General features: G+C 70.5%; 13 protein-coding genes and 1 tRNA gene. 8 read left to right on the top strand and 6 right to left on the bottom strand.

What is annotated here, in order from left to right:
* The first annotated feature begins 300 nt into the window (after positions 1–300).
* Together INT49_RS02305 and rsrA are read left to right on the top strand one after the other, a co-directional pair.
* A complete protein-coding gene (locus tag INT49_RS02305; protein WP_193116095.1) occupies positions 301–1,005 on the top strand; it encodes a sigma-70 family RNA polymerase sigma factor in 705 nt (234 codons plus the stop codon).
* Positions 1,002–1,370 carry a mycothiol system anti-sigma-R factor gene (gene rsrA / locus INT49_RS02300; protein ID WP_193116094.1) on the top strand — a complete coding sequence of 123 codons (369 nt, stop codon included), beginning with the start codon at positions 1,002–1,004 and terminating at the stop codon, positions 1,368–1,370. The genes INT49_RS02305 and rsrA overlap by 4 nt, the downstream gene beginning before the upstream one ends.
* 82 nt (positions 1,371–1,452) lie before the next feature.
* Here rsrA and INT49_RS21640 read toward each other — a convergent pair whose 3' ends face one another.
* The 5 genes from INT49_RS21640 to INT49_RS02280 all read right to left on the bottom strand — a co-directional run bounded on the left by INT49_RS21640 (position 1,453) and on the right by INT49_RS02280 (position 8,239).
* Positions 1,453–1,527 carry a 50S ribosomal protein bL37 gene (locus INT49_RS21640; RefSeq protein WP_370696128.1) on the bottom strand — a complete coding sequence of 25 codons (75 nt, stop codon included), beginning with the start codon at positions 1,525–1,527 and terminating at the stop codon, positions 1,453–1,455.
* Positions 1,528–1,635: 108 nt separating this feature from the next.
* A complete protein-coding gene (locus INT49_RS02295) occupies positions 1,636–2,280 on the bottom strand; it encodes a GDSL-type esterase/lipase family protein (protein WP_193116093.1) in 645 nt (214 codons plus the stop codon).
* An 83-nt stretch (positions 2,281–2,363) separates the two neighbouring features.
* Positions 2,364–6,197 carry a multifunctional oxoglutarate decarboxylase/oxoglutarate dehydrogenase thiamine pyrophosphate-binding subunit/dihydrolipoyllysine-residue succinyltransferase subunit gene (locus tag INT49_RS02290; protein ID WP_193116092.1) on the bottom strand — a complete coding sequence of 1,278 codons (3,834 nt, stop codon included), beginning with the start codon at positions 6,195–6,197 and terminating at the stop codon, positions 2,364–2,366.
* A 123-nt stretch (positions 6,198–6,320) separates the two neighbouring features.
* Entirely contained in the window at positions 6,321–7,430 is a 1,110-nt protein-coding gene (locus INT49_RS02285) for a sensor histidine kinase (protein WP_319021473.1), read from the bottom strand.
* Positions 7,427–8,239 carry a response regulator transcription factor gene (locus INT49_RS02280; protein ID WP_226849616.1) on the bottom strand — a complete coding sequence of 271 codons (813 nt, stop codon included), beginning with the start codon at positions 8,237–8,239 and terminating at the stop codon, positions 7,427–7,429. The genes INT49_RS02285 and INT49_RS02280 overlap by 4 nt, the downstream gene beginning before the upstream one ends.
* Before the next feature lie 334 nt (positions 8,240–8,573).
* On the opposite strand from INT49_RS02280, the gene INT49_RS21510 reads away from it, so the two are divergent.
* From INT49_RS21510 to pabB, 4 genes are all read left to right on the top strand, one after another.
* On the top strand, positions 8,574–9,503 hold the full coding sequence (locus INT49_RS21510; protein WP_319021472.1) for a M23 family metallopeptidase: 930 nt from the start codon (positions 8,574–8,576) through the stop codon (positions 9,501–9,503).
* A complete protein-coding gene (gene tsaD / locus INT49_RS02270; protein WP_193116091.1) occupies positions 9,500–10,558 on the top strand; it encodes a tRNA (adenosine(37)-N6)-threonylcarbamoyltransferase complex transferase subunit TsaD in 1,059 nt (352 codons plus the stop codon). Before INT49_RS21510 ends, tsaD begins: the two co-directional genes overlap by 4 nt.
* 110 nt (positions 10,559–10,668) lie before the next feature.
* Positions 10,669–10,741: transfer RNA gene (locus tag INT49_RS02265), tRNA-Arg, on the top strand.
* 82 nt (positions 10,742–10,823) lie between these two features.
* Complete coding sequence (pabB, locus tag INT49_RS02260) at positions 10,824–12,758, top strand: aminodeoxychorismate synthase component I (RefSeq protein ID WP_193116090.1); 1,935 nt, start codon at positions 10,824–10,826, stop codon at positions 12,756–12,758.
* Here pabB and INT49_RS02255 read toward each other — a convergent pair.
* Positions 12,733–14,961 carry a bifunctional alpha,alpha-trehalose-phosphate synthase (UDP-forming)/trehalose-phosphatase gene (locus tag INT49_RS02255; RefSeq protein WP_319021479.1) on the bottom strand — a complete coding sequence of 743 codons (2,229 nt, stop codon included), beginning with the start codon at positions 14,959–14,961 and terminating at the stop codon, positions 12,733–12,735. The two genes, pabB and INT49_RS02255, sit on opposite strands and share 26 nt — an antisense overlap.
* A 518-nt stretch (positions 14,962–15,479) precedes the next feature.
* Between INT49_RS02255 and lysA the strand changes: the two genes are divergently transcribed.
* Positions 15,480–16,892, top strand: a complete 1,413-nt coding sequence (gene lysA, locus INT49_RS02250; protein ID WP_193116089.1) for a diaminopimelate decarboxylase — start codon at positions 15,480–15,482, stop codon at positions 16,890–16,892.
* 276 nt (positions 16,893–17,168) lie between these two features.
* On the top strand, positions 17,169–18,527 hold the full coding sequence (locus INT49_RS02245; RefSeq protein WP_193116088.1) for a homoserine dehydrogenase: 1,359 nt from the start codon (positions 17,169–17,171) through the stop codon (positions 18,525–18,527).
* The last annotated feature ends 5 nt before the right edge of the window (positions 18,528–18,532 follow it).

The following is an 18,532-nucleotide window of genomic DNA, read 5'->3' as shown; positions in this document are numbered from 1 at the left end:
TGTCCTCACGTTCTGTACGGGGGCAAGCAGTTCCGGTGGTGCCGGGACAGGGCGGGGCGCACTGTCCGGTAGGTCACCGGCATCCAGACTACCGCCCGGGGAACATTCGTGATGCCCGAAGCGTTGCACCCTGGTGAACCGGAGAGCTCGGTTCCCCAGAGCATGCTCCCCGAAGGTGCCGGAACGCACCGGACGGAGCTCAGGGACGAGACGACAGCGGACCGGAGTGATGGAGCGCGTATGGCGACAGCGGTGCTGAGGCAGGGTGCTCCCCGTCGACCTGGCGTAGGTTGGAGGGCGATGACCCAGACAGATTCCGCCCCGAGCCCTGATACGGGCCTTCCGGACGGCGCGCCGGATGGTGACGCCGTCGGTGATGTCGCCGATTTCGATTTCGAGTCCGAGGCCCTGTCCCACCTCGATTCGCTCTACGGCGGCGCGCTCCGGATGACCCGCAATCCCCACGATGCGGAGGACCTGGTCCAGGAGACCTTCATGAAGGCCTTCCGCGCCCGGGACCGCTTCACGCCCGGCACGAACATGCGTGCCTGGCTGTACCGGATCATGACCAACGGATACATCTCGACGTACCGGCAGAAGCAGCGCCGGCCCAAGGAGGCCTGGAGCGACACGGTCGAGGACTGGCAGCTCGCCGAGGTCGGCTCGCACACCAGCAGCGGACTGCGCTCCGCGGAGACCGAGGCGCTCGACCACCTGCCGGACTCCGCGGTCAAGGACGCGCTGGGCGAGCTGCGGGAGGACTACCGCATGGCTGTCTACTACGCGGACGTCGAAGGCTTCGCCTACAAGGAGATCGCGGAGATCATGGGCACCCCCATCGGCACCGTGATGTCCCGGCTGCATCGCGGTCGGCGCCAGCTGCGCGAGATGCTCTCCGACTATGCCTATCGCAGCGGATACCTGCGCGAGGATCCCTCGGCCCCCGCCACGAGCGGGACCGACCAGGACGACACCCGATCGATGGACCGGGAGGAGGAACGATGAACCAGGACGAGAAGACGGCACGCGACGCCGATCCCAGCGCGGACGGACCCACGCCGGAGAGCCGGCGCGACCCGCGCTATCGGCTCGACGAAGCTCTGGACGGTGAGCTCCCGCGCGAGACCGTCGAGCGGATGGCGCGGCACACGGAGGACTGCCCCGAGTGCGCCGACGAATGGGAGCGCGTGCGGCGCATCAAGGAGCTCGTGCGCCGCAGCTGCACCGAGGACCGCGCGCCGACCTCCCTCCGGGAGCGGATCGCCGTGCAGTGCCGCACCGTCTCTGTCACGCGGACCACCGAGGTCGACGGGACGACCAGCGTGCGCATCACCTCCACCAGCGTCGAGCGGGAGATCCCGGGCAGCTGAGCTCGGTACGGCCGGGCATGACAGAGGGCCCCTCCCGAGACGGGAGGGGCCCTCTGTCATGCCGCGAACAGCGGCATCACGGTCAGCAGTTGGGGCGCTTGCCGTGATTCGCGCCGTTCTTACGGCGAGACTTGCGCTTACGTCCTCGCTTGCTCATCACGTTCTCCTTCCTTCGCCCGGGTAACCCGACGATTGTGCCACATCGTGTGACCTCGTCCCCTCGTGGAACGGGCCGGTCGACCCCGCTGAGGCGGAGGTCACGTCGTCAGGAGGATGTCCCCAGCCAGGAGCCGAAGCCTCCGTGCAGGACCAGCCAGGCCATGAGTCCGTAGCCGGTCTGTCCCGGATGGTCTCCCGGCGCCCGGGCGACATCGGATTCCCACTGCTCGTGCCCGACGAGCCCGCTGACGAGGTCCACGTAGGGGATGCGACGGCGCGAGCAGACGTCCTCGAAGGCGCCCGACAGCTCCCGGACGCCCTGCGTGATCCCCGGATCGCTGCTGGGCGGCGGGCCGACCACGAACGCCGGGATCCGCAGCCGCTCGAGACCGTCGAGCACCTTGGCCAGGTTGAGGCGGGAACGGGCCAGGGAGAGCCCGGCGCCGACGTCGGCGCGCCCCATGGCCAGCACGATGCGGTGGTCGATGCTGCCGTCGGACTGCGCGGACTGGTCCATCCGACGCTGCACCTCGTCGTCCCAGCGGTCCGCGAGGGATGCGGAGGACTCGCCGGGCAGGGCAGAGGTGAACACGTCGATGCGATTGCGTGCCCCCTGCTCGCTGGCGACGGCACGGCCGAGCCAGCCCAGAGCGCGGGCGTCACCGATTCCGGCGAGGAGCTCGTCTCCGAGCGCGATGATCCGGATCCGGGGATCCGGATCCGTGGCGTTCGATGTGGGCACAGTCTGCACCGGGACCTCCTGGGCCTGGGACGGGAACGTCAACTGTAACGACGGTGGGGGTCGCGGGCGAACCCGCGACCCCCACCCGGCGCTCAGGACTCGAAAGCTCGGGCGATCAGGTCTTCCTGCTCGGCCTTGTGCGTGGCGTTGGAGCCGGTCGCCGGGGAGGCCGAGGCGGCACGCGCCACGACCTTCAACGTGCGCCCCACCTCGACCGCGAAGTTCACGGCCATGAAGGTCCAGGCGCCCTGGTTCTGCGGCTCCTCCTGGACCCAGGTGAGCTCGGCGTCGGGGTAGGCCGCGAGCACCTCGAGGATCTCCTCGGTGGGCAGCGGGTAGAGCTGCTCGATGCGCACGATCGCGGTATCGGTCACCTCCTGCTTCTCCCGCCAGGCGGCGAGATCCCAGTAGACCTTGCCCGAGGTGAGCAGGACGCGCTTGACCGCCGAGGGGTCGACGGTGGTGTCGGCCAGCACGGGCTCGAAGCCACCGGTGGTGAAGTCCTCGACGGAGCTGACGGCGGCCTTGTTGCGCAGCATCGACTTCGGGGTGAAGACGATCAGCGGTCGCTTCGGCTCGAGCTTGGCCTGCCGGCGCAGCAGGTGGAAGTAGCTCGCCGGGGTCGACGGGGCCGAGACCCGCATGTTGTTCTCGGCGCACATCTGCAGGAAGCGCTCGATGCGTGCGGAGGAGTGGTCCGGTCCCTGGCCCTCGTAACCGTGGGGGAGCAGGAGCACGACGCTCGAGTTCTGGCCCCACTTCTGCTCCGAGGCCGAGATGAACTCGTCGATGATGGTCTGTGCGCCGTTGACGAAGTCGCCGAACTGCGCCTCCCAGAGCACGAGCGACTCGGGGTTCTCCACCGAGTAGCCGTACTCGAAGCCGAGCGCGGCGAACTCCGAGAGCGAGGAGTCGTAGACGTTGAAGCGTCCCTGGTCGTCGGACAGGTACGACAGGGGCGTCCAGGTGTCGCCGTTCTCATGGTCGATGAGCACGCTGTGGCGCTGCACGAAGGTGCCGCGACGCGAGTCCTGACCGGCCAGGCGCACCCGTCGGCCCTCCATGAGCAGCGAGCCGAAGGCGAGCAGCTCGCCGTAGGACCAGTCGATCTTCCCGTCGGTCGACATCTGCTGGCGGCGCGTGAGCACGGTCATGAGCTTGGGGTGGACCGAGAAGGAGTCCGGCACCTCGCCGAACGACCTGCCGATGTGCGAGAGCACGTCGGTGCTGACCGCGGTCTCGACGGCGCCGTGCTCGGAGCTCGGCGTGCGCTGGGAGGCCGGCAGCTCCAGGCCCTGCACGCTCGAGTCCGGATCGACCTCGGAGGCACCGGCGCGGGTCGCCGCGAAGGCCTCGTCGAGGTGCTCCTGGAAGTTGCGCACCAGGCCCTCGGTCTCGTCCTCGGTGAGATCGCCCCGCTCGATGAGGGCCTCCATGTACAGCTTGCGCGTGGAGGGCTTGTCGTTGATCAGCGAGTACATCTGCGGCTGCGTCATCGAGGGGTCGTCGCCCTCGTTGTGCCCGCGGCGGCGGTAGCAGACCATGTCGATCACGACATCGCGGTGGAACTTCTGGCGGTAGCTGAAGGCGATCTCCGCGACGCGCACGCAGGCCTCGGGGTCATCGCCGTTGACGTGGAAGATCGGCAGCTGGGTCGACTTCGCGACATCGGTCGAGTAGAACGACGAGCGCGAGGAGTCCGGCAGCGTCGTGAAGCCGATCTGGTTGTTGATGACCACGTGCACCGTGCCGCCGGTGCGGTACCCGCGCAGCTCGGACAGGTTCAGGGTCTCGGTGACCACTCCCTGGCCGGCGAAGGCCGCATCGCCGTGCACGAGGATCGGCAGCACGGGGAACTCCTCGGGGCGCTCGAGGCGGTCCTGCTTCGCCCGGGCGATGCCCTCGAGGACGGGGTTGACCGCCTCCAGGTGCGAGGGGTTCGCGGCGAGGTACACCTTGGTGGTCTCCCCGTCGTGGGACGTGTAGGTGCCCTCCGTGCCCAGGTGGTACTTCACGTCGCCCGAGCCGGGGTTCTGGCCGAAGTTGCCCTCGAACTCCTGGAAGATCTGGCCGTAGCTCTTCCCGGCGAGGTTGGACAGGACGTTCAGGCGGCCGCGGTGCGACATCCCGATGCAGACCTCGTCGACCCCGGCATGCGCTGCGCCGTGCAGGACGGCGTCGAGCATCGGGATGACCGACTCGCCGCCCTCGAGGGAGAAGCGCTTCTGACCCACGAACTTGGTCTGCAGGAAGGTCTCGAACGCCTCGGCGGCGTTGAGCCGATCCATGATGTGCGTGTGCTCGACCTTGTCGAAGGGACGCCGCGGGGTCTCCATCCGGTCCTGGATCCAGGCACGTTCGTCCGGATCGGAGATGTGCATGTACTCCACACCGATGGTGCGGCTGTACGCGTCGCGCAGCACCCCGAGGATGTCGCGCAGCGGCATCTCGTCCTTGCCGCCCAGACCCCGCGTGGGGAAGGTGCGATCGAGATCCCACAGCGTGAGCCCATAGGTCTCCACGTCGAGGTCGGGGTGGTTGCGCACCCGGTACTGCAGCGGATCGGTGTCCGCCATGAGGTGGCCGCGCACCCGGAAGGAGTGGATGAGGTCCATGACCCGTGCGAGACGCTCGGACTTGGAGTCCTTGAAGGGGTTGTCCGGCACCCAGCGGATCGGCTGGTACGGGATCCGCAGCGCCGCGAACACGCGGTCGTAGAAGCCCTCCTTGCCCAGGAGCTTGTCGCCCATGCGCTTGAGGAACTCGCCGGAGGCGGCGCCCTGGATGATGCGGTGGTCATAGGTCGAGGTCAGCGTCATGACCTTCGAGACCGCGAGGTCCGCGAGGGTGGCGGGGCTGGCGCCCTGGAACTGCGCGGGATAGTCCATCGCGCCGACGCCCACGATCGTGCCCTGGCCCTGCATGAGCCGGGGGATCGAGTGGACGGTGCCGATGCCGCCGGGGTTGGTCAGCGACACCGTGGTGTGCGCGAAGTCGTCCATCGTGAGCTTGCCGCCACGGGCCTTCTTCACGACCTCCTCGTAGGCCTTCCAGAAGCCCAGGAAGTCGAAGCGCTGGGCGCCCTTGATGCTGGGCACGACCAGGCCGCGGCTGCCGTCGGCGCGCGGCATGTCGATGGCGAGGCCGAAGTTGATGTCCTCGCGCTTGAGGAGCAGCGGCTTGCCCTTCTCGTCGACCGCGAAGCCGTTGTTCATGTCGGTGATCTCGGTGATCGCCTCGATCATCGCCCAGCCGATGAGGTGGGTGAACGACACCTTGCCGGCGCGATTGCGCTTGAGGTGGTTGTTGATGACGATGCGGTTGTCGAACAGGAGCTTCACGGGCACATCGCGCACGGAGGTCGCCGTGGGCACCTCGAGCGACTCGTTCATGTTGCGCACGACGGCGGCGGCGGGGCCGCGCAGCTTGACGGTCTCCGGCTCGCGCAGCTCGACGACGGGGATCTGCGCGGTGGAGGTGGGGATCTTCGCCGGGCGGTCCGAGGTGGTCGACACGGAGGGCGTCGGCTGGGGTGCGGCCTTCGCGGGTTCGTCGTTCACAGGAGCAGCTTCCTTCGCGCGCTGAGGGGATGCCGCGGCGGGCGCGGCCTGGGATGAGGGTGCTTCGGGAGCCGGTGCCGGCTCGGGAGCGGCCGGCGGAGGGTCGGCCTGCGTGGCGGGAGCCGCCTGCGGTGACGCGTCCTCCGGGGTCTTCTCCTGCTGCTCCATCGCAGCGGGAGGACTGCCCGGGGAGGGCTCGTCGGCAGCGGGTGCCGCGGGCGTCAGGTCACCACGGGAGGAGAAGTACTCCGCCCAACTGGGGTCGACGCTCGAGGGATCCTGCTGCCACTGCTCGCGGAGCGAGTCCACGAGCCACTGATTCGGGCCGAATTCCGAGTTCTCGGAGCCCTGTGTCTGCTGTGACACTCTGAGATCGCCAGCCTTCTCACGGTCGAGTGATACGGATAGCCACAGCCTAACGGAGCAGGACTCCTCGCATGCGCCGCTCGGGGGTCCCGGGGGTGATTGACGGCCCTGTGGTGTGGGACGTCACGTCGTGGGGCGGGCCTGGGGCAGGACCACCCGGATCAACGAGGAGCGGCCGTCGCCGTCGACCTCGGTGCGCGGATCGTCCAGCACCTCGATCGTGCCGCCGTGCAGTCCCACGGCCCAGCGCGCGATCGCCAATCCCAGCCCGGTTCCTCCTGAGCTGTCCGCGTATCCGCCGCGCTGGAAGCGCTCGAACACCCGGGAGCGATCCTCGAGGGCGATGCCGGGACCCTCGTCGTGCACATCGATCCGTACGCCGTCGCCGTCCTCGAGACAGGCGGCGCTGATGTGGATCCGGCCGCCGGTGGGGGAGTGACGGGCGGCGTTCTCGAGCAGGTTGTGGATCACCTGATGGATGCGGGCCGCATCGGCGGTGACCATCAGGTCGGCCGGCTCCACGTCGACGATCCAGCGCACGTCGCGGCCGCCGGAGGCGAGCGTCGCCGCGTCGACCACCTCATGGAGGAAGGGGGTGAGCTCGATGTCCTCGAGGTCCAGCTCGACGACCCCGGCGTCCAGTCGGGAGAGGTCCAGGAGATGGTTCACCAGCAGCGAGAGCCGTTCGGTCTCGGTGAGGGCCACCTCGAGCGCCGCAGGGTCCGGCTCGGTGACGCCGTCGACGAGGTTCTCCAGCTGGGCGCGCAGGCCCGCGACCGGGGTGCGCAGCTCATGGGACACGTTCGCGACGAGGTCGCGGCGCATGCGATCGGTCTGCTCCAGCTCCGAGGCCATGGTGGAGAAGGCCTCGGCGAGCTGGCCGATCTCGTCGCGGCTGCTGGATCGGATCCGCTGGGTGTAGTCGCCCCGTGCCATGGCGCGCGCCGCCGCGGTGATCTCGCGCAGCGGAGAGGTCATACCGCGGGCCAGCAGCTGGGTGAAGACGAGCGCGGCGATCACGACGAGCGGGATGGCCAGCAGGGGCTCGATGCCGGCGCGGATGCTGACCTGGGTCAGCAGGGCCGCGACCAGCACGACGGCACCGACCAGGATCCCGAGCTTGACCTTGAAGGAGCGGAAGCGGTCCAGGGGGCGCACGTCGAGCCGCTCGGGGACCCTGCGGCGTGCGACCGGCGGCGAGGACCCGTCGGCCGGTGGATGCTCCGTCGTCACGGGGAGGTCGGGGGGTCGGCCGGAGTGCGCAGGGAGGAGATGTCCGCGGGATCCTCAGCGAGGGTGCCGTCCTCATCGAGGTCGTCCTCCGGGATCTCCAGGGCGTATCCCACGCCATGGACCGTGCGCACCAGATCGGCGCCGAGCTTCCGCCGGAGCGCCTTGACATGGGAGTCGACCGTGCGGGTGCCTGTCGCGTCGATCCAGTCCCAGACGTCCGCGAGCAGCTGCTCCCGGGTGAGGACGGTGCCGGGGGCGTTGGCGAGGCACAGCAGCAGGTCGAACTCGGTCGGCGTGAGGTGGGCCGGAACGCCCGCTCGCATCACACGGCGGCCGGCTCGGTCGATCACCAGGTCACCGAACTGCAGAGCGACGTTCTGCTCGGTCTCCGAGGTGGGCGGGGGAGTCGTGCGGCGCACCCGCCGCAGCAGGGCCTTGAGGCGGGCGGCGAGCTCGCGCATGGAGAACGGCTTGGTCATGTAGTCGTCCGCGCCGACGCCGAGACCGACCAGCATGTCGGTCTCGTCGTCGCGGGCGGTCAGCATGAGCACCGGGACCGGCTCGTCGGCCTGGATGCGACGGCACACCTCGAGGCCGTCGAAGCCCGGGAGCATGACGTCGAGGACGACGACGTCAGGGCGCACCTCGGCCACCGTCCGCACCCCGGAGGGCCCGTCGAGCGCGGTGGAGACCTCCCAGCCCTCGGCGGTGAGCCGGTCGGCGATGGCACGGGTGATCGTCGGCTCGTCCTCGATCACCACGACGCGCGGCGGGGCCGATGGGGATGCTGCCTGGTCCGGGTTCGACATGCCGCCACTCTAGTGCGCGGCGTCTGCGACGACCCTGATATCACGACGCACGGCGCGTGCTCCGCGCCGCCGGCGACATGACCGTCGACGCCTTCTGGTCGCTTCCACAGGTGGCGCGGCGCACGTCGAGGACCCGCTCCCGTCAAGACCGGGCAACCTTTGGGGCTTTAGGGCAAAAACTTGGCAATGTCACGGGTGACCTGCTGGTCCATTCGGGCGACGGGGCCGTAGGTTGTTCGAGGTTGTTCGGCGACGCGTCCTTCCCCTGTCCGGCGTCGCGCTCGGACAGACGTACGAACCGGAATACGCAGTCGAACTGGAAGCAGGTCTTCACGTGGCGAATCACCGCGCCGATGGACGCGCCTCGGTGCGCAAGCTCCGAGCAATCGGAGGCACTCACCGTGACGCCGCCCTTCCCGCCAGCGCGGTGAAGGTGGGCGTGCTCGGCGTCCTCGCCACCGCCACGATCGCCGCACCTCTGGCGGCAGCCGCTGCCGGCATCGACGAGACCGCCGCCGTCGGAGACGCCACCGCAGCGCCGGCGCCGCAGTCGGTCGCCGAGCCCGCAGAGGTCCCTGCAGCGCCCGTCTCCCTGCCGACCGCGGACCTCTCCGCGAACGCCGGGACGGCTGCGCTCGAGACCCGCACCGACGACTCCGACTCCACGCGCAGCACGGACCGCACCTCCCCCGCGAAGGGCGAGAAGTCTGCAGACGACGCGAAGGCTGACACCGCGAAGGCCGACGCGGCGAAGGCGGAGGCCGCCGGCAGCACCGGCATCGAGGTCGCAGCCCCGGCCCCCGAGCCCGAGCCTATTGTCGCGGAGGGCGCGTCCGCGGACGCCTCGGCAGAAGGCGCGGCCGCGCCGGCCTCCAGCGGCGGCTACATCGACCCCGTGAACGCCCCGATCACCTCCGGCTTCGGCGGCCGCATGCACCCCGTCCTCGGCTACTTCAAGGGTCACAACGGTGTCGACTTCGGTGCGTCCTGCGGTACCCCTGTGAAGGCTGCCAAGGCCGGCACGGTCGTGGCCGTCGAGTACAACTCCGCCTCCGGCAATCGGGTCAAGGTCGACCACGGCAACGGCGTCATCACCGGCTACTACCACCTGCAGGGCTTCAACACCTCGGTGGGTGCCACCGTGCAGCAGGGCGACACCGTCGGCTACGTCGGGTCGACCGGCCGCTCCACCGGCTGCCACCTGCACTTCGCGACGATGGACGAGGCGGGCAACTACTCCAACCCGATGTCGATCCTGCGGTGATCCGTTCCGGGGCACCCCTCGTGCTCGGGGTCGAGTCCTCGTGCGACGAGACCGGTTTCGGGCTCGTCTCCGAGGGAGTCCTGCTCGGTCAGGGACTGGCCTCCAGCGCCTCTCAGCACGCGGATTTCGGGGGAGTCGTCCCCGAGATCGCCGCCCGAGCTCATCTCGATGCCGCGGTCCCCACGCTGCACCTCGCCCTCGAGGACGCCGGGGTCGAGCTCGGCGACATCACCCACGTCGCGGTCACCTCCGGCCCGGGGCTCGCCACCGCGGTCCACGTCGGCCTCGCCGCCGCGAAGGCTGTGGCCTGGTCGCTGGACAAGCCGCTGTACGGCGTCCACCACCTCGCCGGCCACGCCGCCGCGGACACCCTCGAGCACGGCCCGCTCCCCGAACGCAGCATCGTGCTGATCGTCTCCGGCGGCCACACCTCGATCCTGGCGGTCGGGGACCTCGTGCGCGATCCGATCGAGCATCTCGGGGACACCCTGGACGATGCCGCCGGGGAGGCCTTCGACAAGGTCGCCCGCCTGCTGGGTCTCGGGTACCCAGGGGGGCCGGCGATCTCCCGCGCCGCGGTCGGCGGGGATCCGACCGCCTTCCGGTTCCCGCGCGCGATGCTGCGATCCGGCGATGCGCCGTTCGTCTTCTCGTTCTCCGGGCTGAAGACCGCCGTCGCCCGCACCGTGGAACGCATCGAGCGCGCCGGCGAGTCGGTCCCCGTCGCTGACATCGCGGCCTCCTTCGAGCAGGCTGTGGTGGACGTGCTGGTCACCAAGGCACTCCGGGCCGTGCGCGAGAGGAACCTGAGCACCCTGGTCATCGTCGGCGGCGTCGCGGCCAACGCCCGGCTGCGCGCCGTGGCACAGGAGCGCTGCGATGCCGCCGGCATCGAGCTGCGGATCCCGCCGCCCGCGCTGTGCACGGACAACGGCGCCATGATCGGTGCCGTCGGAGACCTCCTGGTGCGCTTCGGCGCGGACCCCAGCGGCCTGCGCATCGCCGCGGACCCCTCGGCGGTCCTGCACGGGGCTCAGCTGCCGTTGCCGGGATGAGGACTTCCTGAGATGAGGACCGCCTGAGGTGAGGTCCGCCTCACACCTCGGCTCACCAGCCGCCGCGGTGTCCCGCCGGGCCCCGAGGACTTGCTAGACTCGCACGGTCGGCCCGCGTAGCTCAGTGGATAGAGCGTCTGCCTCCGGAGCAGAAGGTCGTAGGTTCGAATCCTGTCGCGGGCACGTCAGACGTCCCCGGTCCGAGGCCCTTGTGGCCCCTGACCGGGGACGTCGTCGTTCCGGCTCATGCATCGGGGAGGATCGCATGCCCACGCACCGCCCGTTCGTCCGGTTCGACGACATCCCTGGCGGCACCTCACGGCAGTTCTCCTCCTTCCGCGAGGAGATCACAGCTCGCACCCCGGACGAGGTCCGTCCTGCCCTGCGCGCCGTGCAGGACCGGGTCGACGCCGGCCGCTGGGCGGCCGGGCTGATCACTTATGAGGCCGCCTCCGGGCTCGATCCCGCCCTGGCCACGCAGACGCCGAGCGAGGGCCTGCCCCTGCTGTGGTTCGGCATCGCGGATGCTCCGGATGTTCCCGATCCTCTCGGCACCTCTGGTGCGCCGTCGTCCGAGCGGGGAGGCTACGAGGTCGGCCCGTGGGCCGACGAGTGGACCCCTGCGGAGCATGCCGCGGCGATGGCGACGGTGCAGGCCGCGATCGCCGCGGGGGAGACCTATCAGACGAACCTCACCACCCGACGCCGTGGGCACATCACCGGGGACCTGCTCTCCTGCTATCTGGATCTGATCGCCGCGCAAGAGGCCCCGTACGGCGCCTACCTCGACCTGGGGCGCACGACGGTCCTCAGCGCGAGCCCTGAGCTGTTCATATCGCGCAGCGCAGATCTGCTCACGACGGCGCCGATGAAGGGGACCGCGGCCCGGCAGCCCGGCCCTGCCGCGGATGCCGCATCCCGCGCCCACCTGCTCAGCAGCGCCAAGGAACGCGCCGAGAACATCATGATCGTGGACCTCCTGCGCAACGACCTCGCTCGCCTCGCACGCCCCGGAGGGGTCGCCGTTCCCTCTCTGCTCGACGTCGAGCGGTATCCGACCGTCTGGCAGATGACCAGCACCATCACGGCGGAGGCGGCCCCGGGCGTCGGCCTCGAGGAGACGATGGCCGCGATGTTCCCGTGCGGCTCCATCACCGGCGCCCCGAAGGCTTCGACCATGGCCCTGATTCGCGACCTCGAGACCGGCCCGCGCGGCGTGTACTGCGGTGCCATCGGATGGCTCGCCCCGGCTCGCAGCACTTCGACTGGTCCGGTGCCGGCGTCGTCCTCGTTCAGCGTCGCGATCCGCACTCTGGTCGTCGACCGGTCCGACGGCTCCGCCGTGTACGGCGTGGGCAGCGGGATCACCTGGCCGTCCGAGGCGGCGGCGGAGCACGCCGAGCTCGAAGTCAAGATGCGAGTCCTGGACAGACTGGACAGGCAGGACGGGCTGGACCGTCGGGACAGACCGGGCCACGACGCGACTCGTGCACCGGACCCCTCCCGGGACTCCACGCAGTTCGCCCTGCTCGAGACCCTCGCGGTCGTCGACGGACTGCCCCGCAACCTCGAGGAGCATCTGGACCGTCTGGAGGACTCCGCGAGGTCCTTCGCCCTCCCGTGCGATCGCGAGCAGGTGCGTGATGCCGTGAGAGCACGGGCGTCGCAGCTCGCGGCAGGCGGACGCGATGCGGTGCTGCGCCTCGCCCTCGGGATGGATGGCCAGTTCGATCTCACCGATCGCCCGATCCCGGTGGCCGGCGCCGGCCCCGTGGTCCTCGCGCTGGACGACCGGACCCAGGACCCCGGTGCGCCGGCGGTACGTCAAAAGACGACCGACAGGGCCCACCTCGTGGCAGCGCTCGCCCGTGCTCGTGCTCGTGCTGGCGACCTCGGCCGCGACGGAGACGCCCGAGGACCTGCAGCTGTCGACGACGTCGTGCTGCGAGGACGCGACGGCCGCGTCACCGAGACGACGATCGCGACCCTGCTCGTCCAGATCGACGGCAGCTGGTGCACGCCACCGGTCGAGGACGGCTGCCTGGCCGGCGTCGGGCGGCGCCTCGCGCTCGAGGCCGGGCAGGTCCGCGAGCGCGAGATCACCGTCGCCGAGCTGCGGGCCGCCTCCCGCATCGCACTGCTCAGCTCGGTGCGTGGATGGCGGCCCGCCGTGCTCAGCTCTCCCGGCGCAGCTCGCTGAGGCGCTTCAGCGCCGCGGCGACCTCGTCGGTCCCCGCGACGCGGTAGCCGGCGGCGGTGTCGCCCTCGCCGACCTTGATGCCCACGTCCCGGTCGCCCAGTCGGGCGAAGACGGACTCGTCGGTCACGTCGTCACCCAGGTAGAGCCACGCGTCGGCCGCGCTCGCCCGGGCGAGCGCATCGATCGCGGCGCCCTTGGAGGTGTGGACCACCGAGAACTCGACGACCTCCTTGCCCGGGGTGACCGTGACATCGGGCAGCGTGACCGCGTACTCGAGCGCAGAGTCGGTCGCGTTGAGCGACCCGCGGCCCTTCGCGTTGCGGGTGTGCAGCACGGCGGCCGAGGGCTTGGTCTCGACCTCGACGCCGGGGTGCGCCCGCGCGATCCTCCGCAGGTTCTCCGTGATGGACCGGAGCAGATCCTCCTTCTCCGGGGTCATCGACAGCGCCGCGGAGTCGAGCACCTCGGACTGCATCCACGGCGGCAGCGCGCCGACCTCGGCGCCGTGGGAACCCACCAGCACCACGGAGCTGGGCATCGTGGTGTGGGAGTCGAGATCCTCCAGCGCCCGTCCGGAGACCAGGGCGACGGCGACCCCCGGCAGCTCGGAGAGCTCGCGCAGGGTCGACAGCGCTCGCGGATCGGGCTGGACGGCATCGCGATCGTCCACGATCGGAGCCAGCACACCGTCGAAATCCGAGGCGATGAGGATCCGAGGCACGTCGGAGAAGTCCTCCAGCGCCTGGTCGAAGGCCTCCGGGTCGGTGGAGTCGTCGCCCGCCAGCCGCACCGTGGGCCGGGTCCCGTACGCGGGATCCCCCGACTGCTCCAGGTGCTGCAGGAAGTCGTGGGCCCAGGCCTGGACGTCGTTCTCCATCACCTGATGGCGCAGGGACCGCATCGCGTCCTCCTGCTCCTCCTCCGGCATCGCGAGCGCACGCAGGATCGCGGACTTCAGCTCGTCGATGTCGTGGGGATTGACCATGACGGCCGCCCTCAGCTCATCCGCCGCCCCGGCGAACTCGCTGAGCACGAGCACCCCGCGCAGATCGGGCCGGGAGGCCACGTACTCCTTGGCCACCAGGTTCATGCCATCGCGCAACGCGGTCACGAGCACCACGTCGGCCGCCATGAACAGGGCGGTCATATCGCGACGATCGAAGGAACGGTGCTGGTAGGAGACCGCCGGACGGCCGATCGGCGCATGGTCGCCGTTGATGCGACCCACGGTGAGCTCGACCTCGTCCCGCAGCTGGCGGTAGGCCTCGACGCGCTCGCGCGACGGGGTCGCGACCTGGATCATCACGGTGTCGTGCGGGTCGATCGAGCCGTCGTTGAGCAGCTCCCCCCAGGCCTTGAGGCGATGGCGGATGCCCTTGGTGTAGTCCAGCCGGTCCACCCCGAGCACGACCTTGTGCGGATCGCCGAGGTCCCGACGCAGCTGGACCGCGCGCTCACGGACCTCCGCGTCCTCGGTGAGCGCGGAGACCGCCTCGGAGTCGATGGAGATCGGGAAGGTCTGCACGAGCACCTCGCGCACCGGCGCTGCGCCGAGGCCGGGCACCGAGATGACCTGACCATCGACCTGGTAGCCCAGCAGCTTGCGCACCGCGCCCAGGAAGTTCTGGGCATCGCTCTCGCGCTGGAAGCCGACGAGGTCGGAGCCGAGCAGTCCCCGCAGCATCTGATTGCGTTTGGGCAGCTGGGAGAACAGCTCGACCGAGGGGAAGGGAATGTGGTTGAAGAAGCCGATCCGCACATCGGTGCGGTCGTCGCGGATCATGCGCGGCACCAGCTGCAGCTGGTAGTCGTGGACCCAGATCGTGCCGCCCTTGCTCGCGACGGCCCCGGCGGCGCGGGCGAAGCGCCGGTTCGCCGTCACGTACGAGTCCCACCACGTGCGGTGGAACTCGGGATCGACGATGACGTCGTGGTAGAGGGGCCACAGCGTGGCATTGGAGAAGCCCTCGTAGTACCGCTCGACGTCCTGCTGGTCGAGACGGACGGGGTACAGGCTCATCCCGTCGGCCTCGAAGGGCTCGGGCGCCTCGCCGGGCGAACCGCCCCAGCCCACCCATGCGCCGGAGTCGACGGTGCGCATCACCGATTCCATGGCGGTGACGAGCCCGCCCGGGCTCGTGACCCATTCGGTCGCGCCGTCGGGGAGGGTGCGGGAGTCGACCGGCAGACGGTTCGCGACCACAACGAGGTCGTGGCCCTCGGCGGCGGCCGCCGACGCCCGTTCGGACGCAGGATCGGATGCGGATGCGGATGCAGGACCGGGCACGGTGTCGGAGGCAGGATCGGGATCAGCGACGGACGCAGAACTCGACGAAGGATGGGAAGCAGGACCGGGCACGAGAACTCCTTGACGGCGGTCGGGTGGGGCGGGCGACGGGAGCCGCGCGACGCGGCGGCGTGATCGTGCCACCACAGGATGCCGCGAGGTCTCTCGGGCCGATGCCCCGAGACTACCAAGTGCGATCGATCACCCGCTGTGCCTGGTCTGGACCCCGCAGCGCTCTCACCAGGGACGCTGACCTGTGCGGAGGGGTGCTGACCGGGCGGACAGGCGGCCGTCGCCGACGGGCGGGGGCGACCGCACGCCGGACACGGCGTCACGGGGGGCGCGGCCCCGTCTAAGGTCGACCAGCAGCCCGAACCCGTCCGGCCCCGGCCGGACCCCCGCACCACCCCACCCGCACCACCCCAGGAGCAGACATGCGCGCCCATGAGGCCGGAGCCCTTCACGGCAACGACGCCGCCCCCACGTGGCTCCCGTATCCCGCCGACGTCAACACGCTGATCGACGGTCTGTGGTCGCAGACCACGCGGCGCAACGCCGAGGGCGCGGTCGAGGTGGGCGGCGTGGATGTGCGGCGCATCGCCGAGGAGGTCGGGACCCCGGCCTTCGTCCTCGACGAGGACGACTTCCGCGCCCGCGCCCGCGAGTTCCGCGATGCCTTCGCCGAGGCCTTCGCGCCTCACGCGGGGGCCGACGTGTACTACGCGGGCAAGGCCTTCCTGTGCGGGGCCGTCGCCCGTTGGGTCCAGGAGGACGGGCTCGGCCTGGACGTGTGCACCGGCGGCGAGCTCGCCGTCGCCCTGCGCGCCGGGTTCCCGGGGGAGCGCATCGCCCTGCACGGCAACAACAAGTCCGTCGCCGAGCTGCGCCGCGCCCTCGACGCCGGCGTCGGCCGCATCGTGATCGACTCCCTGGACGAGATCGACCAGGTCGAAGCCGTCGCCGCCGAGCTGGGAGTGAGCGCCGCGGTGATGCTCCGGGTGACCACGGGCGTCGAGGCCCACACCCACGAGTTCATCGCGACCGCCCACGAGGACCAGAAGTTCGGGCTCTCGCTCACCGGCGGCGCCGCCTTCGAGGCCGTGCGCCGAACCCTCGAGGCGGAGCACCTGGACCTCCTGGGCCTCCACTCCCACATCGGCTCGCAGATCTTCGACACGGGCGGCTTCGAGGTGGCGGCGCGTCGCGTGCTGGATCTGGTCGCCCAGGTCAGGACCGAGCTCGGCCACAGCATCGACCAGCTCGACCTCGGTGGCGGCTTCGGCGTCATGTACAACACCCAGCACACCCCGGCGACCCCCGCGGCGCTCGCCGCCGGGATCGCCGGGATCGTGGAGAAGCAGTGCCATGAGCTCGAGCTCGAGGTGCCGCACGTGTCCTTCGAGCCGGGCCGCGCGATCGCAGGGCCCTCGACCCAGACCCTCTACTCGGTCGGCACCGTCAAGGACGTCCGCCTCGGCGGCCCCCACCACCGGGTCTACGTCTCGGTCGACGGCGGCATGAGCGACAACGTCCGCACCGCGCTGTACGACGCCGACTACTCGTGCCTGCTGACCGGCCGCGTCTCCGACGCCGCCCCCGAGGTGGTGCGTGTGGTCGGCAAGCACTGCGAGAGCGGCGACATCGTGGTCAAGGACGAGTACCTGCCCTCGGACGTGCAGCGCGGGGATCTGATCTCGGTGCCGGTCACCGGTGCCTACTGCTACTCGCTGGCCTCCAACTACAACCACGTCCCGAGGCCGCCGGTCGTCGCCGTGCGCGGCGGCGAGGTCCGCACCCTGATCCGTCGGGAGACGGAGGAGGACCTCCTCGGCCTCGACGTCGGGTGACCCCGGCGGCGACGGTCGCGTTCGTCGCCTCGTCGCCTCGTCGCCTCGTCGCCTCGTCGCCGCGTCGCCGCGTCGCCGCGTCGCCCTGTCGCGCCGTCCGCCGGTCGCCATCACGCGGCCCAGCCCCGCGGGATCCTGCTCCCGCACCGCCCCTCCGTCGTCCTGGACGTCGGTCATCTGCGTTCATGCTCGGTCACGGGACCGACGTGCCCTCGGCTAGAGTTCGAGAGCCCGCCCGGCCACCCCGTCGGACCATGTGGAAGGACCACCTCGCACATGTCTCAGTCATCTCCCAGCAGCTCCTCGCCCTCGGCCCCGCAGGTGCTCCCTGTGCTCCGCGTCGCCGTGCTCGGAGCCGGTACCGTCGGCACCGAGGTGCTGCGTCTGATCTCCCAGCAGGGGGAGGACCTCGCCCACCGCATCGGTGCCCGGCTCGATGTGGTCGGCGTCGCCGTGCGCGACACGACGCGAGACCGCGGCGAGCACGTCCCCGCCGCTCTGCTCACCACCGACCCCTCCGCGCTCGTGCGCGAGGCGGACCTCGTCATCGAGGTGATGGGCGGGATCGAGCCGGCCCGCAGCCTGCTGCTGGAGGCCATGTCCCATGGCGCGAGCGTGGTCACCGCCAACAAGGCGCTCCTCGCTCAGGACGGCTCCTCCCTCTACGAGGCCGCCGACACCCACGGGGTGGACCTGTACTTCGAGGCCGCCGTCGCCGGGGCCATCCCGCTGGTGCGCCCGGTGCGGGAATCCCTGGCCGGTGACCGCATCCAGCGCGTGCTGGGCATCGTCAACGGCACCACCAACTACATCCTCGATGCGATGACCCGCTCCGGGGCGAGCTTCGAGGAGGCCCTCGCCACGGCGCAGGAGCTCGGCTACGCCGAGGCGGACCCCACCGCCGACGTGCAGGGCCACGACGCCGCCGCGAAGGCCTCGATCCTCGCCTCGCTCGCCTTCCACTCGCGGGTGCGCCTGTCCGACGTGCACTGCGAGGGGATCACCGACGTCTCCGCCCAGGACATCGCCGCGTCCGCCCGCATGGGGCGCACGATCAAGCTGCTCTCGATCGTCGAGCGGGTCCAGGACGAGAGCGGTGAGCGGATCTCCGCCCGCGTGTATCCGGCGCTCATCCCCGACGGCCACCCGCTGGCGTCGGTCTCCGAGGCGTACAACGCCGTCTTCATCGAGGCGGACGCCGCTGGCTCGCTCATGTTCTACGGACAGGGGGCCGGGGGAGCCCCGACCGCCTCCGCGATCCTCGGCGATGTGGTCTCCGCGGCCAGCCAGCGCGTGCGCGGCGGCGTGGGCCCCCGTGAATCCCGGTACGCCGAGCTGGACCTGATCCCGCTCGACGACCTGCGCAACGCCTTCTACATCTCGCTGACCGTGCAGGACCGTCCCGGCGTCCTCGCCGAGATCGCCGGCACCCTGTCCGGGTACGGGATCTCCATCTCGACCATCCATCAGGAGCTCCTCGACCAGCAGGACGACGGGGGTGAGCAGGCCCTGGCGCATATCGGCATCAGCACGCACCGCGCCCTGGAATCCGCGATGACCTCGTCCCTGGACGTGTTCTCGTCGACCTCGACGGTGCTGAGCATCGATTCCGTCCTCCGTATCGAAGGAGAATGACCCCT

Origin of the sequence: Brachybacterium tyrofermentans, from assembly GCF_014897585.1 — a bacterium.
Lineage (GTDB): Bacteria > Actinomycetota > Actinomycetes > Actinomycetales > Dermabacteraceae > Brachybacterium > Brachybacterium tyrofermentans.
The sequence above is the reverse complement of the archived record's forward strand: the minus strand, read 5'-3'. Positions and strand labels throughout refer to the sequence as shown.